Below are 24,935 nucleotides of genomic sequence, written 5' to 3'. Positions count from 1 at the left end.
CCCTCCTCACTGTCCGGCGCGATAGCGCGGACCTGTGTCTTCCTGTTCGACCTGCCACAACTCTTCGTCGAGCAGCTGGACCGTGTCGTTTTCCCGGTCCCACCGGCGCGGTGCCGGGGCCGGTTCGGTGTGCCTTCCGGCCGGACGGCCACGTCCGGACCGGCCCAGCAGGGAAACCCCTGGGGTCGCACCGGTCTTGCGGTCCCTGGACCGTCCGGTGGCGGCGTGCTCGGCGGCGCCGGGTTTGATCCCGTCGCCCGTCCTCGCGCCGCCGCGTTGTGGTTGCTGCTGCTGGGGCGGCATCGCGCCGGGAGCACCTGTCGCCCCGGTGCCGCCGGAACCTGACGCGGACATCGAAGCCACCGCCGGGAAGGCGGTGGTGCCGAGGCCGCCGGGTGATGGCTGACCGAGCGGCGTCACCGGGGAAGGCACACCACCGGCTCCGCCCCCGGAAGTACCGACAGGGCTCACCCCGCCGCCGGCGAGGCTCGGCAGCCCTGCGCCGTCACCACCGAGCTCCGCGAGCCGGTCCGCGACTTCCGCGGGCGTCGGGGAATTCCCCGTGCCGAGCGGATCGACCGGGCTGAGCGGTGTGGGGCTGGGGGAGGCCGTGCCGCCGCCCAGCAGCTGTTGTGCCGACTGCATGACCTGGCTCAGGGCGTCCAGGGCGCCGGGAGCCGCTTCGAGGGCGTCCTTGAGCGGATCCGTCGCCTCCGGGGCTTCTTCCTCGGTGGGACTGGGCTCCTGTGGCTGCGGGGAAGAAGGCGAGGGCGAGGCACTGGGAGAAGCGGCACCGGAGACGGGGACGCCGTTCGTGGCCGGTCCGGGGTTTCCTTGCCCGGACGTCGCGGCCCGCGGTCCCTCCCAGTCTCTGCCGACGGCGTTCCACATGGCCCGTGCCGCCGCCTCGTACGGCTGGGCGAGTTTGGCGATCTCGGCGGCGATGGCCTTCTCGATGTCCTGCCGTTGCTTTCCCCTGTCCTCTTCGGACAGCCCGTTGTAGTGGATGACCTGCTTTTCCACCTCGCGATGGACCGTCCAGAGCGCTGCGTCCAGATCGGTGATGCCCTGAAGCACGTTCGGCGTGGACATCGTCTGCGGCACGGGAACCCGGTTGTCGAGGATCGAGTCGGCCATGCCGGTGTCGTCGGTCCAGGTCCGCATGACGCCGACGTCCCGGCCCACTCGTGCCAGGAACTGACGCCCGGCGGCGTCGGGCCACCGATCCTGGGTGACGAGCTGATTCGCCTGCTGGTACAGGAGAGTCGCTTGCTCGTCGATCCAGGCCCTCGCCTCTCTCCACAGCCAGCTGGAGGCCGCCAGCTTGGGGATATGGGTGTTCACCTCGGTCGTGAGCTGCTTGTACATCTCCTCGATGGACGCCATGGAGTCCCCTCAGTGTTGTCCGGCGCGTGGCGCCAGGAGCCGGGGATCGACCGACGGGAGCCCTTCCGGACGCCGCGTGACGAAGGTGTTCAAGATCTCTTGGCGCGCCGTCTCGTCGGCACGGAGATAGCTCGCGGCCGTTTGCTGGACAAAGGCGCTGTACGCGGCGAATCCCTGTTCGGCCTGTGTGATGAAGGTCTGGAGTTTCCTGATGGTTGTGCCTTCCGCGATAGCGAGATGCATGCAGAAGTCGTCCAGCCCGCCCGCGCACGGTGTCGACTCGCCGTCGTTCCGGGAAATGTTGCTGACCGGCGGCTTGTCGAGACTCCCCATGATCCGGGACGCGAACTCCCGCATGGCGTCGGTGTCGCCGTTGATCTCGTCACCGCTCATCGTCACTCCTCACGTCGTTTTGAGGACAGGCAAACACTTCCGGGCGCCGGACAGGGCGCGGCGACAGGAAGCGGTCACTCCCGCTGCGGGAGCCAGGCGAGTTGCACCAGCCCCTTCTGGCCGCGGCGGTCCACCAGCCAGCCCCGGCCCGGGGGCAGGACCTGCGCTCGCATGCCGCCCAGCAGCGGGCCTTCGTCACGGTCGCCGGACATCATCAGGCCGGGCGTGCCCACTTCCCGCAGCCTGCCGAGGAAAGGTTCGAACAAGCCGCGGCCCGCACCACCGGTACGGCGGGCCAGCACCACGTGCAGTCCGATGTCCGAACCCTGTGCGGCCAGCGGCAGCAACGCCATGAGCGGATGTTCCTTGTGCGTCGCCACCATGTCGTAGTCGTCGACGAGCACGAAAATCTCCGGCCCCTCCCACCAGTTCCTCTTCCGCAACTGCTCGGGGGTGACGTCCTGCCCCGGCAGCCGCTTCGACAGTGCCTTCGCCGTCTCCAGGAGCATTCGGCCGCTCTGCTCGTCGTTGGTGCCGTAGCCGAGGAGGTGGTCCGCGCCCACTTCGCCGAGCAAGCTCCGGCGGTGGTCGACCAGGATGATGCGGGCTTCGTCCGGGGTGTAGGCCTTCTGGATCCGTTTGGCGAGCACCCGGAGGAACGACGTCTTGCCGCTCTGGGTGTCCGCCAGCACGAAGAAGTGCGGATCGCTGGCGAAGTCGAGTCGCATCGGTGACAGGTCGCTTTCGTGGATACCGACCGCGAGCCCCGCTTCTTCGCCGTCCACACCGTCGGTGGGAGGGAGTTCCTCGTACGGCAGGATTCCCGGCAGGAGCCGGACCGACGGCGCGGGTTCGCCCGGCCACGCCGTCCGCACCGCCTCGACGAGCGCGCCGACGCCGTCGGCGAGGTCGTCCGTCTCCGTGACACCGTCGATGCGGGGCAGCGCGATCAGCATCTGGTGCCCGCTCATGGCGATGCCGTGGCCCGGCGCGTCGGCGGGCACACTCATCGCGGCACGACGGTCGATGACGGAGTCGATCGGGTCGCCGATCTTCAGCTCCAGCCTGCTGGCGAACAGGTCACGGACGTTCATCCGCAGGTCGAACGAACGAGAACACCCGGCCACGACGTGGACGCCATAGGAAAGGCCGCGTGCGGCGATGTCGCCGACCGTCTCTTCGAGTTCCGGGAAATCGCCGCGTAGCGTCTGCCAGCCGTCGATGACGAGGAAGACGTCGCCGTGTCGTTCCGCCGGGAACCGGTTCTCGGCGCGCAACCTGCGATAGGTGGCGATGCCGTCGATCTGCTGTTCGGCGAACAGCCGTTCCCGCTGAGCCAGGATCGTCGACACCTCGGCCACCGTCCGCCGGACGGCGCCGGTGTCGAGCCTGCCCGAAACGCCGGCGACGTGCGGCAGGCCCGCGATCGACGCGAGCGTTCCCCCGCCGAAATCGAGGCAGTAGAACTGGACTTCGCGAGGCGTGTGCGTGAGGGCGAGGCTGGCGATCAGCGTCCGCAACACAGTGCTCTTCCCAGTCTGCGGAGCGCCGATGACCAGCACGTGCCCGGCGGCGCCGGTCAGGTCCAGCACCAGTGGGTCGCGTCGCTGCTCGAACGGCCGGTCCACGGTGCCCAGCACCGGCCGCAGCGAACCACTCGCGCCGGCGGAGAGCCCGCGCCGGGCATCGGTGACCAGCGGGGGCAGCAGCGCGTCCAGCGTCGGCGATTCCGCCAGCGGCGGCAGCCAGACCTGATGGGCCGGGGTCCCCTGTCCTTCGAGCCGGTCGACCAGGATGTCCAGCAGGGTTTCACCGACGGCCGTGTCGTCGTCCTGCTCGGTGGACTCTTCCGGCTCGACGTCGAGTTCCTCGGCGACGTAGGCGGTGGTGTACTCCTGCAGCACCAGGCGTTCCCCCAGCGTCGTGGGCACGCCTCCGCCCGTGGAGCGCTGGTACACCCCGGAGACGTAGGCGGAGCGGAACCGGTCCATCGGCTCGGTGCCGACCTTGAGGAAGCCGTGCCCGGGCGCGCGCGGAAGTTTGAAGGCGTCGGTGACCCCGAGCACCGCCCGGCTCTCCATCTCGGAGAACGTACGGAGCCCGACGCGGTAGGACAGATGGGTTTCCAGGCCACGCAGCCTGCCCTCCTCGAGACGCTGTGAAGCGAGCAGGAGATGCACACCGAGCGAGCGCCCGACACGTCCGATTTGGACGAACATGTCGATGAAATCGGGCTTGGCGGACAGCAGTTCGGAGAATTCGTCACAGATCACCAGCAACGTGGGCACTTCGGGCAGCGGGGCACCCGCGGCCCGTGCCTTCTCGTAGTCGCGCAAGGAGGAGAAGTTCCCCGCCGCCCGCAGCAGTTCCTGACGCCGGATCAGCTCGCCGTTGATCGCGTCGGTCATCCGGTCGACCAGATGCAGTTCGTCGGCGAGGTTGGTGATCACCGCGCTGGTGTGCGGCAACGCGTCCAACCTGGCGAACGTGGCACCGCCCTTGAAGTCGACCAGCGCGAAGTTCAGCGAGCTCGGCGGATGGGTGACCGCCAGCGCGAGGACCAGCGTGCGCAGCAGTTCCGACTTCCCGGAGCCGGTGGCCCCGATCAGCAGACCGTGCGGCCCCATACCGTCCTGCGCCGACTCCTTGAGGTCGAGTTCGATCGGGGCGCCGTCGGCCTGGATGCCGAACTGGACCCGGAGCCGGTCCCGGTTCGGCCTCGGCTGCCAGGTGTCGGCCGGATCGAATTCGTACGGGTCGCCCAGCTCCAGCAGTTCGGCCAGCCCGAGTTCGGTGCTCATCGGTGCTTCGCCGCGCAAACCCGCGGTGAGTCGCAGCGGCGCCAGCTGGCGGGCGAGCCCTTCGGCCGCCACCGGTCCGAGCAGATCGGCCTTCCCCAGCGGGGCTTCGCCGTCGATCGTCTCGCTGAGCATCCCGCCGTCCGCGTCGACGGCGAGAACGACGGTGGTCCGGTCGAGTGCCCGCGGCGGCATCGTGGTCAGGTCGACGACCGTCACGCCTTCGACCCCGCCCCCGGTCATGAGGTGGGACGAGCCGGCGACGGCGCCGCCGTCGAGCACCACCACCAGATGCGGCCCGGGCAGCCGGACATCCGATTCGGGATCGAATCTCGGCCGTTTGGCCAGCTCCTCTTCGAGTATCGACTCCAGCGCCGGCACGCTCGGTGCCACCAGGCGAAGCGGGCCGAGGGCGTCCGAACGCTCGGGGTGCAGGGCGTGCGGCAGCCACTTGGTCCACTCCCAGACGGCCCGGTGTTCCTCGTCCGTGCAGACCGCGACGCGCAGGTCGTCGGGGGAATGCAGGGTCGCCAGCTGCGCCAAGGTCGCGCGCAGCATGCCGAGGGTGGCCTCCCGGTCTCCCCGCAGGTAGATCCGGCTGAATCCGTTGATCGCGATGGCGATCGGCAACCGGTCCACAGTGGAATGGGTGGTGATGAACCGGCGTAGCGCCAGCGCGGACAGCGGCTCCAGTTCTTCGAGCGGTTTGGTGTCGGGAGCGACCAGGGTCGTCGCCGGGCTCTGCGGGCTCAGCCCGATGCGGGCGACGCCGAAGTCCGGATCCTCCTTGCGCCGCTCCCACAGGCGGTAGCTTCCGGCGAGCGACCACAACGAGGCCGGATCCGGGTGGAGGTACTCCATCGCTTCGCGCTGTTTGCGGATCGAACGCCGCAGGCGCAGCCGATGCTGGGCCAGATGCCGCAGGTACTTCCGCCGGGCGTGTCCCATTTCCCGTTTGCTCGGGCCACCACCCTGCAGGAAGCCCATGACGACCATGCCGAGCATGCCGACACCCATGATCCCGTAGATCGCGAAGCGCATCGATCCACCCATGTTGCCGGAGTACATCAGCAGCATCCCGGCCGTCATCGCCACCATCGGCAGCACCATCAGCACCTGGGCCCACTGCCGCGCGGGCGGGGGCGGGATCTCCGGCGGCGGCTGAAGGATCAGCTCACCGGACGGCATCTCCGGGCCCGGCCTGCGAGTGGGGCGCTTCACCACGACTGTCGACACGAGATCGATCGTCGGCCACCGCGGCGGCTCCGGGACCGCGCTGGCAGGAAGCTGCCGACCACCGGAAAGTGCCCTGATCGCTCACTAATTTGGCCAGGGTAAGGAGCACTCATGTCGTGGAATGGAGGACGAAGTGACCTTTTTCTCCGGCGATACCGCGGCGATGGCCGCGTATGCGGCGAAGACGCGGGCGATCGGTGAGGACATCAACGCACAGGTGCAGTCGAGCCTCAGCGCCGTCCAGGGGTACAGCGCGAGCTGGAAGGGGAAGGCGAGCCGGATGTCGGAGGCCGGCGAGATCACCAGGCAAGGGAACTGGGGCCGGAACACCGAGAACGTGGACGTCATGTCCGACAAGATCACTCAGGTGCACGTCAACTACGACGACGTGGACAACGAGTGGAGCAACGCCATCGGCTCGGTCATCAACTGATCGTAGGAGTTGAAAGGGAGATCAAATGTCCGACTCGCTCATTTCGGCGAACTTCGGGGACCTGCGCGCGATCGCGGGTAACCTGCAGAGCACGATGGCTCAGCACAGCCAGTCGTTGGACGACCAGCGGCACGAAGCGTTGCGTGCGGAGGAGTTCTGGGAGGGCCAGAACAACGTCGACGGCTACGCGGCGCTGATGCGCGACCAGAAGATCGCCGGTGAGGACATCGAGTGTGGCCAGCAGAAGGGCGTGGTCACCAATGGCGCGGCCGACGGTTACGAGCACACTGTCGCGAAATGCAGTGCTTTGTTCGGCTGATCGTTTTTCCCGTCCATGAAGAATCCCCCGGAGCGATGCGCTCCGGGGATTCTTCATGGACGGCGATCACGGCTCCGAGATCAGGAACACCTGTTCCGGCGGTTCGACGACGGCGGGCTGATCGGGCACTGCCTCCGCGCGAGCGGGCCGCCAGCGACGGCGGCGCCCTCGGGGCACGGCGACCGCGATCAGCGCCGCCAGCGCGATTCCGGTCACCGCTGCGATGGTGAGCCACTTCGCGATTTTCGCCGCGCGCTCGTCAGAGGCTTCCCTGTCGAGCCGCGCCTGGTCAGGAGGTGACGGGACGAAAGCGGGCAGAGCCGCCGGTTTCTGCGGATCGAGTCCGTCGGTCACCGCTCGGTACGGATCGATCAGACCGGCCCCGTAGGCGGGACTCCCCTGCCCGCCACGGGCCGGGTTTGCCGTGGCCACCAGCCGTTGCGTGACTTCGGCGGCATTGAGGCGGGGCCAGGCGGAGCGAACCAGCGCGGCGGTGCCGGCCACGAACGGGGCGGCGAAACTCGTGCCGTCGACATAGGCGTGGCCTGCCGCTCTCGTCGCGGTCAGCACCTTGGCGCCCGGGGCGACGAGATCGACGTAACGACCGACCTGAGAACCCTGGATCCGCGCGCCGTCGATGTCCACCGCGCCCACCGCGAGTACGCCGGGGTAGGAGGCGGGATACGAAGGCAGCTCGGTGTTCACGTCGCGCTGTCCGTTGCCCGCCGCGGCCACCACCAGGACGTCTCTCGCGACCGCGTAGGCGACGGCCTCGCGGATGACGGCGAAATCCTCGTGCCCCGACAACGAAAGATTCATCACCCTGGCGCCCTGATCCGCGGCGTACCGGATGCCGTTGGCCACGACCTGGGGGTCGATCCGCAACGACTCGCCCTGGTCGCCGACGTCGCGATCGTTGATCCGCACCGGCAGGATCCGCGCGTCCGGCGCGACACCGTGGAAACCGATACCGGAGACCGGATCCGCGGCGGCGATGGCGGCCACCCCCGTTCCGTGTGAGACGCAGTCGAAGGATCCCGGAAAGGTGCCGGCGAGATAGAAGTCCCGGCCGGGAAGGACCTTCCCCGGACGCTGGAGCTGCGGGTGGTCGGCGTCGACACCGGAGTCGACCACCGCGATCAGTACCCCGCCGCCCCGGCTGTGCGGCCATGCCCGGCGCGGATCGAGCACTTGCTGCGCCCAAGGTTGCGCCGGTACGGCGGACCGTGCCGGTTCCGGATTCTGACAGGCACCCGGCGGGGGTGCCGCCTCGGCGATGGGCGCGGTTCCGAGGACTTGGGCGGTCACGACGAGTGCGGTGGCCGCCAGTGTGCGTTTCACGGTTTCAGCTCCCGGCGGGTGTCGCATAGTGGTGGAGGATGTCGGTGAGTTGCTCGAACGGCGCCGAAGCACCGCCGTCGAACCGGCACCAGACGGCTTTACGATCGCCTGCACCCAGAAGCCTCACCCGCGCGGCCGGGGTCCGGTGCGCGTGTGCGATTCCGGCGGCGGAGACCAGTTCATGTCCGAAGAGGACTCCGTAGGGCAGCGCGGGCGGCGCCGGGATCGCGGAACGCACCCCCTCGGTCCGCCCGGGTGCCGCGCCGACGATCATCCGCCTCACGGTGCCCGCGCATTCGGCGGCCAGGTCTTCGATGCGGCGGGTGTCGACGGATCCGGCGGCAGGCCCGCTCAGCCGGACCTCCTCGACGACGACGTCGTCCCCTTGCGACACCTGCAGCCTGCCGGTCACACCTTCCCCGACGACTATCGCCGAAGCCGGTGCCCGGCGGGTGCAATGAGCGGAGATCCCGGAAACCGACCAGGGTTCGGTGACCGGTTCCGCGACACCCCAGCCGGTCGGGCCGGTGCCGGTGAGCGCGCGCATCGCGGTGTCGGTACTCCTGCCGAGCTTGAGCGGTTCCCCCGCCGGGAACGGCGTGGTGATCCGGACTTCGAGGTCTCCGCTTCCCGGTGAGTACTTCCTCGGCGGAGGGATCGTCGCACCCTTCTCGGGAACGAATCGGGAGCCGTTCCAGTCCAGGGGAAGCCCCAGGAAGCCGTCGCGATGCCCCCCGTTTTCGTCGCGGACGACCCAACCGGCGCCCGCGTCCCCCAACAGGGACTCCATCGGGAAGGTGAGCCCGCTTCGTGCACCGGTGACGAGTTGCAGCGCTCGCCCGCTTTCGACGGCCGTCCTGGCCGCGTCGATGAGCCAGGTGGAAGCCGGCACCACGTCACGGAACTGTTCGACGACGATCGCTTCGGGCGTGGCACGGGCCCATGCGCCCGGATGCCCGGTCATCGGCTCGACCACGACGATCCGCCGGTCACGGCGACCAGGGCGGCGGTGAATCCTCGCGCGATCGCTTCCGCCTCGGCGTCGTCTTCCGGGGCCCGGCTTTCGACCCACCACACCGGCGGCGGCACGTCGATTCCGAGTAGCCGCCGCACTTCTCCCGGCACCCGGACCGACCTGGCGTTCTCGATGGTCAGCACCACCCGTCCGCCGGGATGCCGCAGGAGGAACAGCATGCGGTCTTCGTCGACTTCCACTTCGGACAGTGGGCTCGCGGCCCGGATCGCCGAGATCAGCGCGTCGGCATCGGGTTCCCGGCGGCACAGGCCGACGACGTCGAAGGTCATCCGGTCGGCTCCTTTCCTCGTCTCACATGGTCGTGTGCGCAACGAGGCGATGAACCCGCGTGACAGCAACAGGTCACGCCGCCCCGCGAAGCGCCGGACGCGGACAAGCTGACCGGGACGCGAACAGGGGAGGTGCCATGGATTCGCCGTTCCGGCTGGACATGCGGGCCGAGTACGGGCGACTGGCCCAGGACATCCGGTCCACTCAACGGAGGATGGCCGAGATCCGGGCCACCGCCGAATCGGACGACGGACTGATCGGCGTGACCGTCGGCGGGGCCGGTGAGCTCGTCGAACTGTGGCTGGACCCGCGGATCTACCGGGCGCCCGATTCGGCCGCGCTGGCACGGGACATCACCGAGACCTTCCATCGGGCCGTCGAACGCTCCCAGGAAGAGGTCATGGAGATCGTCGCGGGCTTCCTGCCCGCCGACGCCACTCCCGAGACGACGGATCTGCGCTTCGACCCGCTGCTGCACGAACTGGACCGGAGGCTTCGATGACCGGAATCGACCGCAACGGCGACGGCAAGATCGACATGCTCCCCGAAGAGACGTCGGGGCAGTTGAACAGGCTGCGCGCCGCGGGTGACGAGCTCGACCCGGCCTGGGCGCTCCAACGTGGCAAGATCGACGCCCCCGGCCAGATCGGCACAGGCCCCTTGGGGCGCGCGTTCACCGCGCTTTACACCACACCGAGGACCGCGGTGGCCGGGGCCATGGACCAGATTCCCGGTATCTACCGGCAGCTGGCGGACAACGGCGGCCAGGCGGTGCAGGCCTACCAAGCCGTCGACAGCACCATCGCCGGCCGATTCGAGCGGTGAAACCGCCGCCGTCATGACCGATATCGTCGAGCCGGACGGGGACCTCTGGAACTGGGTGGTCCAGAACGGCGGCCAGACCAAGGAAGCGATCTGGCCCTCGGACAGCGAGACCGCCGCCTGGGATCTGGCGACGGCGTGGACCGCGTCCGCGAACGCGCTGCGTGCCGCCATCCAACTCTCCGACAGTGCCGCGGCGGAGCTGCGCAAGGTCTGGTCGGACGCCGCCGGTTTCGAGCTGTTCTACGCCATTCATTCCTTGAACAACGGATCACCCGGCGAACCGGGCGTCAAGGAGATGCTGGGCGCGATGGACAGCCTGTCCGCGGCGTGCCGGGACTACGGAAACCTCATCGTCGCCGCGAAGCACGCGATCAGGAAGCACATCTCCGACAACAACGAACTTTTCGACCGATGCACCAGCTGGGCGTCGCGGACGGTTTTCGCCATCCAGGTCGCCCATCAGCTCAGCACCCTGCTGACCGAGTACGCGAGCAAGGTCGGCAAACCGGCGGGCGAGGAGACCAAACCGCCGAAGAAGCCACGAGAGGGATTCCTCGGCGGGTTCGTCGACGGCATGGAAGAACTCGGCTCCTTCTTCGTCGGTGTGTGGGAAGGCGCGGTCGAGATGTTCGTGGGCTTCGCCGCGCTGGCGGGCTACGGCGACGGCCATTTCTCCTGGTCCACTTTCGGTGAAGCGTGGAAGGGACTGGGCAAGTTCGGCCTTGCCGTGGCGACCTATTCGACCCCGGGATTGGCCCAGCTCGACCAGACCGTCGGCCTCCCGGGGTTCGAGCGCGGCGAAATGGGCTCGACGCTGGTCGAAGCGGGCAAGACCATGGTCGCCTGGGACACCTGGAGCGAGGATCCGTCCCGGGCGGCCGGTAAGGCCACCTTCAACATCGCCAGCGCGGTGCTCGGCACCAAGGGCGCCGGTGCGGCGATCCGGGGCGCGGGCACCGCGGCGGCCGGGAGCAAGGTCAGTGCCGTCGCGGCCGCGGGCCGTGTCGCCGAAAAGGCGGGGACGGCGATCACGAAGATCCCCACCGGGACCGAACTGGCCGCGAAAGCCGTCCGCAAGATCCCTGGTGTCGACTCTCTGCTCGCGAAGGTCGGGCTCGGGAATTCGCCCGCCGGGGTTCCGGCGCACGCCGGGGACACCCCGCCTCCGCCGCACAACCCGCGAACACCCGACGAAACACCACCGGCAAACCCATCGGGTGACCGGACACCGGACGGGCCGCCGCCCGAGGGACCGCCGAACCGGCCGCCCGGTGACCGGACACCGGACCAGATTCCCGACGAACGGCGACCGAGCAGGGCGCCCGAGGAGCGAAACCCGGTACGGGAGCCCGAACCCTCCGCTCGACCTGACCCTTCGCCCCGACCCGAACCTTCGCCCCGGCCGGACCCTCCCACGCGGCCCGAGCCCGTCACCCGGCCCGAGCCTCCGACACGACCCGGTTCGGTCGGCGAAGCCATGGACCCTGGCTCACACCGCACTCCCGGAGGCGAGCAAGGTTCCCCCGCTCCCAAAGCGAACGAGACTCCCGCACCGGCGGCTCGCGGCGAGAGCCCCGCGGCTTCCGAAGCGCCGTCCCATCACTCCCGGACGGACGGCTCGCCGGGGAGTCCCGAAGCGACAGGACATCGCGCGCGGGACGCCGACGAGCCGACGGCCACCATCAATCCCGAGACCGGTGAAGTCAGGATGTCCGACCGGGTCGACCCGGCCGACACACGCGAACATGTGGGGCTCCCGGAGAAGGAAACCGTCCGGAAGGCGCAGGAGGATTGGGCGGGGAGCACGCCGGTCAACCCGCAGACACCGAGGCAGAAGGCGCTCTACACGGTCGCCAGGGTGCTCGGCCTCGTGCACACCGTCGAAGACGGCGCCACAGGGCACACCCCGTTGCCCACCAGCAAGGTGACGGATACGCCTCCGCCCAAGGAAGCCACCCCGAAGGACAAGGACAAGGAAGCGGCGCCCGAGGAGGTGGCCCCGCCCAAATCCCTGCCGGACGGTGATCCCGGACTACCGCCGCGGCATGACCCTGACCTCGTCGACCTCGACCTGGACACCGGAAAACCTCGCCCGGCCGAGCATCCGGACGCGCCGCCCCCGAAAGGCGAGCCCGAACTGGCCGGGCAAACGCCTTCGTCCGGGGCGGCGGCCCGTGCGGAAGGTCCCGCGCCGGAGACGCCGCGGCCGCCCACTCGCTCGCCCGTGGGCTCGGGCGGCCTGTGGCCGGAACCAGGGCCGCGCCGTCCGGGCTCGAGGATGCCGATGGGCGATCCTTTCCTGGACCTGAATTCCGGGCGGTCGGGGCCTCCTATACGAGGAGGAGACCACCCCAGTCATCCGCAGCCGGCGCGCGCGCCGGACGGGGAAGTCCCTGCGCCACGGGCTCCGGAGGAGCACGTTCCTCCGGTACGGGACATCGAGTCCGTCATCAATCCGGATGACCCCGTGGCACCGGGTGGAAACCACCACGACGGCGGTGACACCGGCGATTCACCGCCTCCACGTGAGGAAACGGGTATCCCGGACCAGGATCCACTCGCCCCGCATCGTGCTCCCGACCCCGATCTGGACCCGCAGATCCAGACGAGGTGGCACGAGCCCGGATTCGACCGGGTGGAGCCGAGGCATCTGGGCGAGAACGATTCGTTCTTCGCTTCCGCGGAGAGTCTGAGCCCTCGCACCCGGTACGACGTCTACGGTCCCGAAGGCACCGTACGGAGCCATGCCTACACCGATTCCCGCGGTGTGGTGACGCACGTCGAGGCCGTCGTGCCGAACAACCGGCACCACATCAACCCGGAAGTCGCCTGGCCCGCCCGAAACGCCGACTACCGCGTCCAGGCAGGCCACCGGGTGGACTCGTTCGCGACGAGGGCCGACGGCACGACCCACACCACGACGTCGGCGAAGCGGGTCGACACCGTCCACGGCAAGCAGTTCGTGACCCGCAACGCGGACGTCGAAGAACCGGGCGTCCCGTCGAAGACGGTGCGAGTACCGAACGAAGACGTCCCCGCGCCGAAGGTGGACGAACCGTTCAGCCACCGCACGGATCTGCAGCCGGACACCCGGTACCACGTCGTCGACGCCGAAGGGAATCCGCGCGGGACCTTCCAGACCGACGGAACGGGCAAGGTCAAATGGATCGACACCGATCAGCATCCGGGCAGGACGAACCCGGAACTGGCGAACCGGGTCGGCGACGCCAACTACCGGGTCGATCGCGGGCCGATGCACCAGGAATACCGTGTCGACGGCGACGGGATCCCTGAGCCCGGAGTGAAGTACGAACGACCTCGCACGGAGGGCCCGCCGGTACCTCACGAGCGCGAGGTCCGTCAATCCGAGGCGTTCAACCGGAAGCACACGGACGCCGCCGGGAACCCCAAGCTGGACGCGGACGGAAACCCGACCCTGGAACCGAACAGGGCGCATACGGTCACCGACGAGTACGGGCAACCCCGCGCGACCCACTACACCGACGCGGACGGGAAGATCACGCACGTCGAGGCCGAGACCGGCCAGCGCGGCCGGACGAACCCCGAGATCAAACACGGCACCAAGGCGGGAGCGGACGTCACCCAGGACGGTTTCTACGGGACCAAGAAGGCTGAGAACCCCGAGCAGAACTGGCCGAATCCCGACAACGACGTCACCTACAACGCGAAGGACAAGACGTTCACCCGCGGGGAGACCGGGGACTGGTCGCCCCAGCAACGCGAGCGGGTGGCGAACGAGTTCAGCGGCAAGAACGGCAAACCGTTCGCGAACCGGACCGACCTCCCGCCGAACACGCGGTTCACCCTCATCGATCACAAGGGCCTGCCGTACGGCACTTTCCAGACCGGACCCGCCGGAACGGTCACCCATGTGCACACCGGAAAGCCGTTCGACGCAGACCTCAACCGGCCGCCGAGGTCGGCGGTGGTCAGTGTGGACGGCGGAACCGCTTTCCATCGCACCGACGCCAGGGGCAACACCGTGGCGACTTCGGGCGTGCCGGATCCGGACGGCGCCTCCCAGTTGCGGCGCGACGGCAAGGCACAGAGCGAGGTCGGCGCGCGCGGTGGTCCCGAGGTGAAGCCCGACGGCAGTATCGGCAAGAACATCGACGACGGTGGCCACCACCGCGGTACCGCGCGGGTGGCGGCGGCGAGGCGATCAACCAGGGCACCGAAGGGCGCCGACAGAATCAAGGCAACGAGGACACACCGCTCACTCCGAAGGACGACACCTTCTTCGCACTCGAACGTCGCCAGGACGCCGCGGGTGATGTCGTTTGGGAAGATGTCTTCGAGCTTCGTGACCGCGGGGTGGACGACGCGCATTCACGTCACGTCCGGTGGCGAGAAGTCGACGAAAACGGCAGGACGACCATCCACGTGAGGAGCTTCCCCAATGACCACAACGTCGAACTCTGGCCCAAGGACTTCAGGGGCTGACGACGATCCGGTCGAGCTGGAGCAGCGGGTGGGGAACGCGCTCGTCGACCTCGTCGGGGAGAGCGGCTGGCGCCGTATCGACCTGATCAGCCGGATGACCGTCCCTGTGCAGGACCTGGCGCTCACCGTTCTCCGCGAGGACGGTTCGACGCTGGAGATCGCCCCACCGGTGGACCTGAACCGGCCTCTCGCGCGCTTGCGTGTCGCGCAGTACCGGCGTGATCCGGAGCGGGGTGCCTGGTTCTCCGCGAGGTTCACCCTCGAGTCATCGGGCGCGTTCTTCCGCAGCTACAACCGCGATTACGAACCGGAGTGGAATCCGGCCATCGAGGATTCGAGCTACGCGGAGGATCTCAAGCTGTTCGCGAGGGATCTCGAACACACGCCGGGGTGGCTGCGCGACAAGCTGCCCGAATGGAAGGACCGCCCCGCTCCGCCGGAAAAGGACGTCACCGAGTTGATCCCGCTGAACCAGGCACAGCTCGGTGAGGTGGTCACGGCGTTCCGCGATCACCTGATCCAGCGTCTTCCGGTCGACTGGCAGCAGCTCTTCGTCGACTTCCGTTCGGTCGGCGGCTATGTGGAGATCCGTGCGCAGGTGATGACCGTCTTCGGGCAGATGATCGAGTGGGAACCCCCGGGGGCGGTCGAGTTCTTCACCAGTCTGCGGGGCGACATGTACAAGCCAGGCGAGGGGACCTGGACGTCCGTCAGGTTCCACCTCGTGGTCAGCGGGAAGTTCAGCGCCGAATACGACTGGTACGACGAGCCGGACTGGGATCACCGCCCGGACGCGCGATTCTTCCAAGAGGAACTGCGGATGTACCCGCGTGAGGCCGAGCACGTTCCCGGCTGGCTCCGCGACGGCGCGGAGCCAGGGGAGCGTTGAGAGGTGAGGCCGGCGCGGTTCCCTCCTCAGTTCGGGCTGACCGGGAACCGCAGTTCGAAGATCGCGCCGCCCTCGTCGGCGTTGTACACCGCGAGCGTGCCGCCGTGCGCCTGCGCGACCCACCGCACGATCGAGAGCCCGAGCCCCGAAGACCCGCCGGTGCTGGCGAACCGGTCGAAGGCGTCGCCCGCCAGCGTCGCGTCGATCCCCGGGCCGTGGTCGGCGACGGTCACGGTGCCGCCGGCGACGGTCAGGTGCACGAACGCCTTCGCGCCCGGGTGGCGGCCGTAGCGCATGGCGTTGTCGAGGAGGTTGCCGATCGCCCGTTGCAGCAGCGCCGGGTCGGCGTTGACCTTCGTGGGCGCGGCGGTGACGGTGACCTCGGCGCCGTCGGTCGCGGTGTCCTCGACGATGCCCACCACCAGCTGATCGAGCCAGATCGGCTGGATGCTCAGCTGTTCCACGCCCGCGGCCAGCCGGGCGCGGACGAGCAGGTCGTCGATGATCCCGCCCATTCTCGCGGCGAGCCGGACGGTGCGCGGCAACAGTTCCGCGGACTGCGCGGGGTTGGCCATCGCGGTTTCGGCGAGCGCGCGCAGGGCGGCGACCGGGGTGCGGAGGTCGTGCGCGGTTTCGGCGAGCAGGACCTCCTGCTGCTGCAGGGCCGCGGCCGCGGGGCGGATCGACCGGCCGGACAGCAGGTGCCCCGCGAAGCCCAGGATCGCGACCAGCAGCACGGTGCCGCCGATCACCAGCAGCGTGAACTGGGTGTGCGCGGCGTCCTCGGCCTCGGTGGACTGCACGGCGACGACGGCCGCGAACGTCTTGCCGTCGTTGTCGCGCAGCGGTTCGGCGCGGACCTTGACCATGGCGCCGTCGGTCGCCTTTTGGTGTCCCTGCACCAGCTTGCCGGTCTTCACCGCCTCGGTCGCCAGGCCGTTCAACAGCTGCGCGCTCATCGGGACGCAGTTCGCCCGCGAGAAATGCGGCTGGAACGCGGGCGCCCCGCCGGACAGGATCGCGAACTGGGGGCAGCGGTCGTTCAGCACGTCGGTGTTGACCAGACCGAAGCCGACGGTGCCGTCGAATTCGACCAGCCTGCTGACCGAAGACGTGACCTGGTTCAGCGCGGCGTCGATCCGTTCCTCACCCTGGTCGCCGTCCTCGTCGATGAGCAGCCAGGCGAAGACGACCAGCCCGAGCGTGTTCATCACGGTGAACAACGCGGTGAGCGTCCAGCGCAGCCTGCGCAGCCGGTCGGCCGAGGAGTGGGTGTTCACCGGGCGCCCAGCCGGTAGCCGAGGCCGCGGACGGCGTGGATCAGTTCGGGTTCCTTCAGCTTGCGGCGCAACCGCTTCACCACCACATCGACCACATTGGACATCGGATCGGCCTGCGCGTCCCAGCAGTGCTCGATCAGATCGGCCCGCTGCACGGGCAGGCCCGCCCTGGTCAGCAGGTATTCGAGCACCGCGTATTCCTTGTTGGTCAAGGTGAGCAGCACGCCCGCGCGGCGCACCTCACGACGCGCGCAGTCCATCACCAGGTCTTCGTGCTGCAGCACCGAGGGCCGGTCGAACGCCGACCGGTGGCACAGGTTCGCCACCCGCTCGGTCAGCTCGGCCATCACGAACGGCTTCACGAGGTAGTCGTCGCCGCCGTGCTCGAAACCGGCCACGCGGTCGGCGAGCGCGTCGCGGGCGGTGAGGAACAGCACCGGCGCCCGCCAGCCCAGCTGCCGTCGCATGTGCACGTATTCGATGGCGTCGCCGTCCGGCAGCATCCGGTCGAACACCACGCAGTCGTGGTGCGTTCCGCGCAGCAGCCGGTCCGCGGTCGCGATGTCGCCCGCCTCGTCGACGGCGAAGCCGGCCGCGCGCAGCTGCGTGACCAGTGCGAGCCGCAGATTCCCGTCGTCTTCGACGACCATCACCCGTGTCATCAAAACCTCATGTTCGGACAGCGAAAGTAGACGCGTGCAGTTCCCGGTGCCCCTGAACGCTAACGCGTCGGGTGCCCGTGGCCGCCCGGACGGCGGGGAACTGGCATGAACAGGACGTCGTCGGCGGCACCGCGCCGGGGGAAGAGGGAGGTACCTGCGATGACCGTGCAGACCGGCCAGCTCAGTCTGGTCACGGGAGCGGGCCCGGGCAGCGACCGGGCGGGGCTCGGCGAACTGCTCGCGGAAGCGACCGGCGAGGTGCTCGTCATGAGCACGGGGACGGACACCGCGTTCCAGCGGATCGCGCTCGCGAACGTGCGCCCCGGCGTACGCCACAAGGTGCTCTTCCCCGACTCCGCGCGGATGTCCGGCGCGCTGAACCGGTTGTCGCGGGCCGGTGCCGAGGTGCGGACCGACGCCGAGGTCCCGATGGACGCGCTGGTGATCGACCGGACCTCGGTCGTCCTTCCGGCGGAAGGCAGGCAGGCCGGTTCCGCGGTGTTCCGGCTGCCCGGCGTGGTCACCGCGACGGTCGGGCTGTTCGAGCGGATCTGGCAGACCGCCGCCCCGCTCGTCCCGCTGGAGCTCCCCGAACCCGAGAACGCTTCGATCCTGACCTGCCGCGAACAGGAACTGCTGACGTTGCTCTTCTCCGGCACGACCGACGAATCCGCCGCCGCGCGGCTCGGCGTCTCCGTGCGCACTGTGCGCCGGATGGTCGCCGACATCATGAACCGGCTCGGCGCTCGCAGCCGGTTCCAGGCCGGCGCCAAGGCCGTCGACCGTGGCTGGCTGATGGCGAAGGCAGGCTGATGACCACCTCGACTCCCGGTCGTGTCCTGCTGGTGGCCCAGCGGCCCGGCGCGTACCCGACCATCGGCGACGCGTTGGCTGACGCCTCTAACGGTGCCGTCATCACCATCGCGGGCGGAGAATACGCGGAGACCATCGAGCTCGCCGGTCTCCGGGTGACCTTGGCCGCGGCGGACGGCGCCACCGTCGTCGTCGACGGCCGAGGAGCCGACCGGCCCGTTTTCCGTGCCACTGGCGGAGCTCTCGCCCTCGAAGGGATCGAAGTCCTGGCAGGCGGCGCGTCCGCCATCCAGGCCGACGACACGGAGCTGGCCGTCCGGAACTGCACCGTCTCCGGCGGGCGCGGTCCGGCGATCGCGATCCGCGGCACTACGGAGTTCGCCGTGAGCGGTTGCGTGATCTCGGCGGCGGAGCAGGGGATCCTCGTCGACGGCGCGCCGGGGAGGATCGCGGACACCACCGTCGAAGACGTGCTGGGAGACGGGATCACCGTCGGGCAGGGCGCTGATCCCGTCGTCACCGGGTGCACGGTGACCGGCTGTGGGCTGAGGGGCGTCTACGTCTACCAGTACGCCCGGCCGGTCGTCGAAGGCTGCACCGTCTCGCACACCGGTCACGAAGGTATCGCCGTGGCGCACCACGGGGTACCGGTGATCAAACGGTGCACGGTCACCGACACCCGGGGCCCGGGGATCTCGTTCGCGTCCGGTTGTGGCGGCGAGATCTCCGCTTGCCGGGTCTCGAACACCGCGGAACCGGGGATCGCGATCGCCGAGGGGGCGACGCCGACGGTCGGGGACACCGCGGAGCCCGGCGCGGTGGGGGACGGCGCCCTGGAGGAGATGCTCGCCGAACTCGATTCGATGATCGGCCTTCCCGGGGTCAAGGAAGAGGTCCGTTCACTGGTCGACGAGTTGCAGGTCAACGAATGGCGCCGCCGGGCCGGGCTGCCGGTCGGGGCGGCCGGGCACCATCTGATCTTCGCCGGTGCGCCCGGCACGGGGAAGACGACGGTCGCGCGGATCTACGGCAAACTGCTGAAGGCGCTGGGAGTCCTGCCGGTCGGCCAGTTCCGCGAGGTGTCCCGCAGGGATCTCGTCGGACAGTACATCGGGCACACCGCGGAGAAGACCGCGACGGTCTTCGAGGAGGCCAAAGGCGGTGTCCTGTTCATCGACGAGGCGTACACGCTCACCCGGCTGGCCGGCTCCGGCGGCGATTTCGGCCAGGAGGCGATCGACACCTTGGTGCCGTTGATGGAGGAACATCGCGACGAGGTGGCGGTGATCGTGGCCGGATACACCGGCGAGATGGTCGACTTCCTCGCCGCCAACCCCGGTCTCGCGTCCCGCTTCGGCAAGACGATCGAGTTCGAGAACTACAGCCCCGGCGAACTGCTCGCCATCTTCGGGCGGATGGCGGCCGCCGGGGACTACGAACTCGATCCCGACGCCGGCCCGGTGCTGACCGGCCACTTCCAGCGCGTTTCCGGCGACGTCAACTTCGGCAACGCGCGGGATGCGCGCCTGCTGTTCGAGAAGGCGCGCACGGCTCAGTCACAACGATTGAGGCTGCTGGGCCGGATGCCCGCGGTCGAAGAACTGCGCGGGTTGCACGTGGCCGATGTCGAGGCCGCGATCACACGCTAACGTTCCGGTGTGCGGGTGCTGGTGACCGAGGACGACGAAAACTTGCGGGTGGCGCTGGAATTCGCCCTGCGCGGCGACGGTTTCGCGGTGGACACCGCCGCAGACCTGCCGGGCGCGGACGAGGCGCTGATGGTGAACGCCTACGACTGCGCGGTGTTCGACCGGATGCTGCCTTCCGGCGACGCGTTGGCGTACGTCCGTAACCGGCGCAGCGCCGGATGGCCGATGCCGGTGCTGTTCCTGACCGCCCGCGACAGCGTCGCCGACCGGATCGACGGTTTACGCGTCGGCGGCGGTGATTACCTGGTCAAGCCCTTCGCGATGCCGGAACTGATCGCGCGGGTGCGCAGCCTGTGCCGCCGGGACATGGCCGGGCAGGCGGTCATCCTGCGCTGCGCCGACGTCGAACTCGACACCGGCAGGCACCAGATCTCGCGGGCGGGCGTGTTGCTCACCGTGACCCGCAAGGAGTATCTCGTCATGGAGCGGCTGATGGCCGCGACCGGGCGGCCGGTTTCGCGGCGGGAACTGATCCGGTACGCGTGGGACGAGATGGCCGATCCGGCGTCCAACGTGCTGGACGTCGTGATCGCGCGCCTGCGGCGGAAGCTCAAGGATCCGCCGCTGATCCACACCGTGCGAGGGTCGGGTTACCGGATGGCGCCGCTTCAGTAGTCACTCACGCCACTCAGGTCACGGCGACTGAAGGACGCTTTCACCGCATGCCACGTGGTGAAAGCGTCCTTGGCGGCGTGAGACGCGGCGAAAGTCCCCTTCAGCTCCCTCCCGCGGGCCCCACGCGCCCCGGATGTGCCATGCTCGACAGCGCACGAGGCGGCGAAACCGAGAGGTGACGAGGGTGTCCATCTGGGCAGGCGTGATCAATTTCGTCCGGGCGCGGTACGAGGTGCTCGAAGAGCGGGACGGCTGGCTCCGGTTCCGCGTCGACACCGGCGACGGCCGCGGCCAGCAGGTGTCCTTGCACCACTTGCCCGACCACGACGGCGCGGAGTGGGTGGAGATCTCGTCCCCGGTCGGCTGGGCCGACAAGATCGATCTGCGGCGCCTGCTCGAACTGGCCGGCGGCGACTCGGTCGGCGGCGCGGCGGTGGTGGACGGTGTCGCGCTGCTCAAGCACACGATCCCGCTGGTCGACCTGAATCTGGTCAACGAGTTCGAACATCCGCTGAAGTCCCTCGTCGCGCGTGCCGACACCCTCGAACACGAGCTGACCAAGGCCGACGAGTTCTGATAGGACCCTTCGGAAGTACGAGTGAAGGCCCCCTGCACCGCGCAGGGGGCCTTCACTCGTTTCGAGGGTCAGAGGCGCTCCTGCAGCGCGTCCGCGGCGGCGAGGAGGTCCGCGGCCCAGCGTGCCCCCGGCTTGCGCCCTATCCGTTCGATGGGCCCGGAAACCGACACCGCGGCGACGACGGTGCCCGTCGAATCCCGTACCGGCGCCGAGACACTCGCCACACCCGGTTCCCGTTCGGCCACGCTCTGGGCCCAGCCGCGACGGCGCACTTCGAGCAGGGTGCGCTCCCCGTACACCGCCTCGGTGAGGATCGTGCGCTGCGTGTGCGGATCCGACCACGCGGCGAGCACCTTCGCGCCGGAGCCCGCGGTCATCGGCAGCCGTGAACCGATCGGCACCGTGTCGCGGAGCCCGCTCGGCGGTTCCGCCGTCGAAACGCAGACGCGCTGGACGCCGTCGCGGCGGTACAGCTGCACGCTTTCGCCGGTGATGTCGCGCAGTTTCGGCAGCACCGAACTCGCCGCGTCGAGCAGCGGGTCGGTCGAGCCGCCCGCCAGTTCCGCGAGTGCGGTACCCGGCCGCCAGCGGCCGTCGGGGCCGCGGCGCAACAGGCGATGCACTTCCAGGCCGACCGCGAGCCGATGCGCCGTCGCGCGCGGCAATCCGGTCCGCGTGCACAGTTCCGCCAGGCCACAAGGATCTTCGGCCACGGCCTGAAGCACGGCCACGGCCTTGTCGAGTACTCCGATACCGCTATGCTGTCCCACAAGCCGATACTATCTTCCCGAAGTTTGAGATGTCCAGATGGTGGGAAGCACCTATTCCATCGCATGTGAGGAGCCGGAAATGCCCCGGACACTGGCCGAGAAAGTGTGGGAGTCGCACCTGGTGCGGCGCGGCGAGGGGGCCGAGCCCGACCTGCTCTACATCGATCTCCACCTGCTGCACGAGGTCACCAGCCCGCAGGCGTTCGACGGACTGCGCCTGGCCGGCCGGAAACTGCGCCGCCCCGACCTCACCATCGCGACCGAGGACCACAACGTCCCGACGATCGACATCGAGCTGCCGATCGCGGATCCCGTTTCCCGTACCCAGGTCGACACCCTTCGCGCCAACTGCAAGGAGTTCGGTGTCCGGCTGCACCCGATGGGCGACGCCGAGCAGGGCATCGTGCACGTCATCGGCCCGCAGCTGGGCCTGACCCAGCCCGGGATGACCGTGGTGTGCGGCGACAGTCACACCTCGACGCACGGGGCCTTCGGCGCCATGGCCTTCGGCATCGGCACCTCCGAGGTCGAACACGTGATGGCCACGCAGACCCTGCCGCTCCGTCCATTCAAGACGATGGCGATCACGGTCGACGGCCAACTGCGGCCCGGCGTCACGGCGAAGGACATCATCCTGGCGGTGATCGCGAAGATCGGCACCGGCGGCGGGCAGGGCTACGTCCTCGAGTACCGCGGCGAAGCCATCGAAAAGCTGTCGATGGAAGCCCGGATGACGGTGTGCAACATGTCCATCGAAGCCGGTGCGCGCGCCGGGCTCATCGCGCCGGACGAGACGACGTTCGCGTATCTGAAGGGCCGTCCGCACGCCCCGCAGGGCGCGGACTGGGACGCCGCCGTCGAAAACTGGCGCGAACTGCGCACCGACGACGACGCCGTCTTCGACGCCGAGGTGCGCCTGAACGCCGACGAGCTCACGCCTTTCGTGACGTGGGGCACGAACCCGGGCCAGGGGCTCCCGCTGGGCGCCGAGGTGCCCGACCCGGAGCGCATCGGCGACGAGAACGAGCGCATCGCCGCTGAGAAGGCCCTGTCCTATATGGACCTGAAGCCGGGCACGCCGCTGCGTGAGATCGCGGTGGACACCGTCTTCCTCGGCTCGTGCACGAACGGCCGGATCGAGGATCTGAGGGCCGCCGCGGACGTCCTGCGCGGGCACAAGGTCGCCGATTCGGTGCGGATGCTCGTCGTCCCCGGCTCGATGCGCGTCCGCCAGGCGGCGGAAGCCGAAGGGCTGGACAAGGTCTTCACCGAAGCGGGCGCGGAATGGCGTCAGGCCGGCTGCTCGATGTGCCTCGGCATGAACCCGGACCAGCTCAAGCCGGGCGAGCGCAGCGCGTCGACCTCGAACCGCAACTTCGAAGGCAGGCAGGGCAAGGGCGGCCGGACGCATCTGGTCTCGCCGCTCGTGGCGGCCGCCACGGCCGTGCGGGGAACGCTGTCCAGCCCCGAAGACCTGCAGCCCGCCGCCGCCCGCTGACGGCACTGACATCGCTGACATCCGCGAAGGAGTTCCCAACATGGACGCGTTCACCCACCACACCGGCGTCGGGGTCCCGCTGCGCAGGTCCAACGTGGACACTGACCAGATCATCCCGGCGGTCTACCTCAAGCGCGTGAGCCGCACCGGCTTCGAGGACGGGCTCTTCGCCGCCTGGCGGTCCGACGAGTCGTTCATCCTCAACCAAGAGCCCTTCAGGAACGGGTCGGTCCTGGTCGCGGGCCCGGACTTCGGCACCGGTTCTTCCCGCGAGCACGCGGTCTGGGCCTTGATGGACTACGGCTTCCGGGTCGTGATCTCCTCCCGGTTCGCGGACATCTTCCGCGGCAACTCGGGCAAGCAGGGCCTTGTCGCCGCTCAGGTCGAGCAGGCGGACGTCGAACTGCTGTGGAAGCTGCTCGAAAACGAGCCCGGGACGGAGGTCACGGTGGACCTCGAGTCGAAGACGGTACGGGCCAAGGACTTCACCGCGCCCTTCCAGATCGACGACTACACCCGCTGGCGGCTCCTCGAAGGGCTCGACGACATCGCCCTGACACTCCGCCACGCGGATGAGATCGACACTTTCGAGACCGGGCGCCCCTCCTGGAAGCCCGTGACCCTCCCGGCGGCCTCCTCCTAGCACCGGCCGAAGGGGCCGGATTCCCTTGCTGAGCAGGGAATCCGCGCCCCGGCAGGGGGTCCTCGACACAGCCCCGAAACCACACCGAACGGCACCTCGAGAGGCCCTGAAGGGGTCCCTCGGGAGGCGGAACAGCCCCCGAGACAAGGGAAATTTCCGCGCGTCGTTTGGAATTTGTGCTGCATTGGTAATACCGTGTGCGCTAAGTCGGCCGACGGGGCCGTGTACAAGTAGTTCTTCTTGGAGGACTGGAATGGCCAACAAGGCCCAGCTGATCGAGGCGCTGTCGGAGCGCCTGGGCGACAAGAAGGTCGCGTCGGAGGCCGTCGATGGCCTTGTCGACATCATCATCCGGACGGTCAACAAGGGCGAGAAGGTGAACATCACCGGCTTCGGTGTGTTCGAGAAGCGCGCCCGCGCCGCCCGCACCGCGCGGAACCCGCGCACCGGTGAGACCGTTCGCGTCAAGAAGACCAACGTGCCCGCGTTCCGCGCCGGCACGACCTTCAAGGACGTCATCAGTGGTTCGAAGAAGCTGCCGAAGGCCACCGCTGTGAAGCGCGCGACCGCCGGCACCGCCACTCGTGCCACCGCCACCCGCGCGACGACGACCCGGACGGCCGCCAGCCGCCCGGCCGCGACGCGTTCCACCACCACGCGGACGCGCGCCGCCGCCACGACGACGCGTGCCGCCGCGAAGCCGGCCGCCAAGGCGACCGCGACCAAGGCCGCGGCCAAGACGACCGCGACCAAGGCCGCGCCGAAGACCGCCGCCAAGGCCACGACTCGCGCCACCACGGCCAAGAAGGCGACCGCCACCAAGGCCGCCGCGAAGCCGGCCGCCAAGGCGACCGCTGCCAAGGCTCCCGCGAAGAAGGCTCCGGCCAAGCGGACTTCGGCTGCCGCGAAGAAGAAGTAAGCTCCCTCTCCACGAGAGAGCCAACGGCAAGGCCCCGCGCCCCGCGCGGGGCCTTGCCG

At 69.2% G+C, this 24,935-nt stretch carries 22 protein-coding genes; 13 read left to right on the top strand and 9 right to left on the bottom strand.

From position 1 onward, the window contains the following. Window positions 1-6: 6 nt before the first annotated feature. The 3 genes from MJQ72_RS30175 to eccCa all read right to left on the bottom strand — a co-directional run bounded on the left by MJQ72_RS30175 (window position 7) and on the right by eccCa (window position 5,813). Entirely contained in the window at window positions 7-1,386 is a 1,380-nt protein-coding gene (locus MJQ72_RS30175; protein WP_240594444.1) for a hypothetical protein, read from the bottom strand. A gap of 9 nt (window positions 1,387-1,395) precedes the next feature. Further along, entirely contained in the window at window positions 1,396-1,779 is a 384-nt protein-coding gene (locus MJQ72_RS30170; RefSeq protein WP_240594443.1) for a hypothetical protein, read from the bottom strand. A 74-nt stretch (window positions 1,780-1,853) separates the two neighbouring features. Next, a complete protein-coding gene (gene eccCa, locus MJQ72_RS30165) occupies window positions 1,854-5,813 on the bottom strand; it encodes a type VII secretion protein EccCa (protein WP_240594442.1) in 3,960 nt (1,319 codons plus the stop codon). A 133-nt stretch (window positions 5,814-5,946) separates the two neighbouring features. Here eccCa and MJQ72_RS30160 point away from each other — a divergent pair, with 133 nt between their 5' ends. Together MJQ72_RS30160 and MJQ72_RS30155 are read left to right on the top strand one after the other, a co-directional pair. Further along, on the top strand, window positions 5,947-6,246 hold the full coding sequence (locus MJQ72_RS30160) for a hypothetical protein (RefSeq protein WP_240594441.1): 300 nt from the start codon (window positions 5,947-5,949) through the stop codon (window positions 6,244-6,246). Window positions 6,247-6,271: 25 nt separating this feature from the next. Then, entirely contained in the window at window positions 6,272-6,565 is a 294-nt protein-coding gene (locus tag MJQ72_RS30155) for a hypothetical protein (protein ID WP_240594440.1), read from the top strand. 66 nt (window positions 6,566-6,631) lie between these two features. Here MJQ72_RS30155 and mycP read toward each other — a convergent pair whose 3' ends face one another. From mycP to MJQ72_RS30140, 3 genes are read right to left on the bottom strand one after another with little or no spacing between them, the layout of a single operon-like run. After that, window positions 6,632-7,906: a type VII secretion-associated serine protease mycosin gene (gene mycP / locus MJQ72_RS30150; protein WP_240594439.1), complete on the bottom strand. Its 1,275-nt coding sequence runs from the start codon at window positions 7,904-7,906 to the stop codon at window positions 6,632-6,634. A gap of 4 nt (window positions 7,907-7,910) precedes the next feature. Further along, window positions 7,911-8,870 (bottom strand): DUF6177 family protein, encoded by a 960-nt coding sequence (locus MJQ72_RS30145; RefSeq protein ID WP_240594438.1) that lies wholly within the window; start codon window positions 8,868-8,870, stop codon window positions 7,911-7,913. Beyond that, window positions 8,867-9,211 (bottom strand): hypothetical protein, encoded by a 345-nt coding sequence (locus tag MJQ72_RS30140; RefSeq protein WP_240594437.1) that lies wholly within the window; start codon window positions 9,209-9,211, stop codon window positions 8,867-8,869. Before MJQ72_RS30140 ends, MJQ72_RS30145 begins: the two co-directional genes overlap by 4 nt. Before the next feature lie 137 nt (window positions 9,212-9,348). On the opposite strand from MJQ72_RS30140, the gene MJQ72_RS30135 reads away from it, so the two are divergent. From MJQ72_RS30135 to MJQ72_RS30120, 4 genes are read left to right on the top strand one after another with little or no spacing between them, the layout of a single operon-like run. Next, on the top strand, window positions 9,349-9,714 hold the full coding sequence (locus MJQ72_RS30135; protein WP_240594436.1) for a YbaB/EbfC family nucleoid-associated protein: 366 nt from the start codon (window positions 9,349-9,351) through the stop codon (window positions 9,712-9,714). Continuing rightward, on the top strand, window positions 9,711-10,037 hold the full coding sequence (locus tag MJQ72_RS30130) for a hypothetical protein (protein WP_240594435.1): 327 nt from the start codon (window positions 9,711-9,713) through the stop codon (window positions 10,035-10,037). The genes MJQ72_RS30135 and MJQ72_RS30130 overlap by 4 nt, the downstream gene beginning before the upstream one ends. A gap of 13 nt (window positions 10,038-10,050) precedes the next feature. Next, window positions 10,051-14,445, top strand: coding sequence for a hypothetical protein (locus MJQ72_RS30125; protein ID WP_240594434.1), 4,395 nt, complete (start codon window positions 10,051-10,053; stop codon window positions 14,443-14,445). 12 nt (window positions 14,446-14,457) lie between these two features. Continuing rightward, entirely contained in the window at window positions 14,458-15,390 is a 933-nt protein-coding gene (locus MJQ72_RS30120; protein WP_240594433.1) for a hypothetical protein, read from the top strand. A gap of 26 nt (window positions 15,391-15,416) precedes the next feature. Here the strand turns inward: MJQ72_RS30120 and MJQ72_RS30115 are convergent, their stop codons facing one another. Then, on the bottom strand, window positions 15,417-16,670 hold the full coding sequence (locus tag MJQ72_RS30115; RefSeq protein WP_240594432.1) for a sensor histidine kinase KdpD: 1,254 nt from the start codon (window positions 16,668-16,670) through the stop codon (window positions 15,417-15,419). Next, window positions 16,667-17,332 carry a response regulator transcription factor gene (locus tag MJQ72_RS30110; RefSeq protein ID WP_240594431.1) on the bottom strand — a complete coding sequence of 222 codons (666 nt, stop codon included), beginning with the start codon at window positions 17,330-17,332 and terminating at the stop codon, window positions 16,667-16,669. The genes MJQ72_RS30115 and MJQ72_RS30110 overlap by 4 nt, the downstream gene beginning before the upstream one ends. Window positions 17,333-17,491: 159 nt before the next feature. Here MJQ72_RS30110 and MJQ72_RS30105 point away from each other — a divergent pair, with 159 nt between their 5' ends. From MJQ72_RS30105 to MJQ72_RS30090, 4 genes are all read left to right on the top strand, one after another. Further along, on the top strand, window positions 17,492-18,145 hold the full coding sequence (locus tag MJQ72_RS30105) for a helix-turn-helix transcriptional regulator (protein WP_240594430.1): 654 nt from the start codon (window positions 17,492-17,494) through the stop codon (window positions 18,143-18,145). Beyond that, on the top strand, window positions 18,145-19,794 hold the full coding sequence (locus MJQ72_RS30100; RefSeq protein ID WP_240594429.1) for a right-handed parallel beta-helix repeat-containing protein: 1,650 nt from the start codon (window positions 18,145-18,147) through the stop codon (window positions 19,792-19,794). The genes MJQ72_RS30105 and MJQ72_RS30100 overlap by 1 nt, the downstream gene beginning before the upstream one ends. A 9-nt stretch (window positions 19,795-19,803) precedes the next feature. Further along, window positions 19,804-20,469 (top strand): response regulator transcription factor, encoded by a 666-nt coding sequence (locus MJQ72_RS30095; RefSeq protein WP_016336452.1) that lies wholly within the window; start codon window positions 19,804-19,806, stop codon window positions 20,467-20,469. Window positions 20,470-20,653: 184 nt separating this feature from the next. Next, on the top strand, window positions 20,654-21,046 hold the full coding sequence (locus MJQ72_RS30090; protein ID WP_240594428.1) for a CesT family type III secretion system chaperone: 393 nt from the start codon (window positions 20,654-20,656) through the stop codon (window positions 21,044-21,046). Window positions 21,047-21,114: 68 nt separating this feature from the next. On the opposite strand, the gene MJQ72_RS30085 is transcribed toward MJQ72_RS30090, so the two are convergent. Beyond that, window positions 21,115-21,816: an IclR family transcriptional regulator gene (locus tag MJQ72_RS30085; protein ID WP_007031477.1), complete on the bottom strand. Its 702-nt coding sequence runs from the start codon at window positions 21,814-21,816 to the stop codon at window positions 21,115-21,117. A gap of 79 nt (window positions 21,817-21,895) precedes the next feature. Between MJQ72_RS30085 and leuC the strand changes: the two genes are divergently transcribed. The 3 genes from leuC (at window position 21,896) to MJQ72_RS30070 (ending at window position 24,876) form a co-directional block, all read left to right on the top strand. Beyond that, a complete protein-coding gene (gene leuC / locus MJQ72_RS30080) occupies window positions 21,896-23,314 on the top strand; it encodes a 3-isopropylmalate dehydratase large subunit (RefSeq protein WP_063273592.1) in 1,419 nt (472 codons plus the stop codon). Window positions 23,315-23,354: 40 nt separating this feature from the next. Next, the gene (gene leuD / locus MJQ72_RS30075) at window positions 23,355-23,957 is read left to right on the top strand and encodes a 3-isopropylmalate dehydratase small subunit (RefSeq protein ID WP_240594427.1); all 603 of its coding nucleotides are present in this window, start codon (window positions 23,355-23,357) and stop codon (window positions 23,955-23,957) included. Window positions 23,958-24,210: 253 nt separating this feature from the next. Beyond that, window positions 24,211-24,876 carry an HU family DNA-binding protein gene (locus MJQ72_RS30070; RefSeq protein ID WP_038509495.1) on the top strand — a complete coding sequence of 222 codons (666 nt, stop codon included), beginning with the start codon at window positions 24,211-24,213 and terminating at the stop codon, window positions 24,874-24,876. The last annotated feature ends 59 nt before the right edge of the window (window positions 24,877-24,935 follow it).

This window comes from Amycolatopsis sp. EV170708-02-1, from assembly GCF_022479115.1.
Classification (GTDB): Bacteria; Actinomycetota; Actinomycetes; order Mycobacteriales; family Pseudonocardiaceae; genus Amycolatopsis.
The sequence above is the reverse complement of the archived record's forward strand: the minus strand, read 5'-3'. Positions and strand labels throughout refer to the sequence as shown.

What these genes read in the sequence shown, in the direction of transcription:
- MJQ72_RS30175 (WP_240594444.1), bottom strand. Translation starts at nt 1,386, where the DNA reads ATGGCGTCCATCGAGGAGATGTACAAGCAGCTCACGACCGAGGTGAAC.
- MJQ72_RS30170 (WP_240594443.1), bottom strand. Translation starts at nt 1,779, where the DNA reads ATGAGCGGTGACGAGATCAACGGCGACACCGACGCCATGCGGGAGTTC.
- MJQ72_RS30155 (WP_240594440.1), top strand. Translation starts at nt 6,272, where the DNA reads ATGTCCGACTCGCTCATTTCGGCGAACTTCGGGGACCTGCGCGCGATC.
- MJQ72_RS30145 (WP_240594438.1), bottom strand. Translation starts at nt 8,870, where the DNA reads ATGACCGGGCATCCGGGCGCATGGGCCCGTGCCACGCCCGAAGCGATC.
- MJQ72_RS30140 (WP_240594437.1), bottom strand. Translation starts at nt 9,211, where the DNA reads ATGACCTTCGACGTCGTCGGCCTGTGCCGCCGGGAACCCGATGCCGAC.
- MJQ72_RS30135 (WP_240594436.1), top strand. Translation starts at nt 9,349, where the DNA reads ATGGATTCGCCGTTCCGGCTGGACATGCGGGCCGAGTACGGGCGACTG.
- MJQ72_RS30130 (WP_240594435.1), top strand. Translation starts at nt 9,711, where the DNA reads ATGACCGGAATCGACCGCAACGGCGACGGCAAGATCGACATGCTCCCC.
- MJQ72_RS30125 (WP_240594434.1), top strand. Translation starts at nt 10,051, where the DNA reads ATGACCGATATCGTCGAGCCGGACGGGGACCTCTGGAACTGGGTGGTC.
- MJQ72_RS30120 (WP_240594433.1), top strand. Translation starts at nt 14,458, where the DNA reads ATGACCACAACGTCGAACTCTGGCCCAAGGACTTCAGGGGCTGACGAC.
- MJQ72_RS30110 (WP_240594431.1), bottom strand. Translation starts at nt 17,332, where the DNA reads ATGACACGGGTGATGGTCGTCGAAGACGACGGGAATCTGCGGCTCGCA.
- MJQ72_RS30105 (WP_240594430.1), top strand. Translation starts at nt 17,492, where the DNA reads ATGACCGTGCAGACCGGCCAGCTCAGTCTGGTCACGGGAGCGGGCCCG.
- MJQ72_RS30100 (WP_240594429.1), top strand. Translation starts at nt 18,145, where the DNA reads ATGACCACCTCGACTCCCGGTCGTGTCCTGCTGGTGGCCCAGCGGCCC.
- leuC (WP_063273592.1), top strand. Translation starts at nt 21,896, where the DNA reads ATGCCCCGGACACTGGCCGAGAAAGTGTGGGAGTCGCACCTGGTGCGG.
- leuD (WP_240594427.1), top strand. Translation starts at nt 23,355, where the DNA reads ATGGACGCGTTCACCCACCACACCGGCGTCGGGGTCCCGCTGCGCAGG.
- MJQ72_RS30070 (WP_038509495.1), top strand. Translation starts at nt 24,211, where the DNA reads ATGGCCAACAAGGCCCAGCTGATCGAGGCGCTGTCGGAGCGCCTGGGC.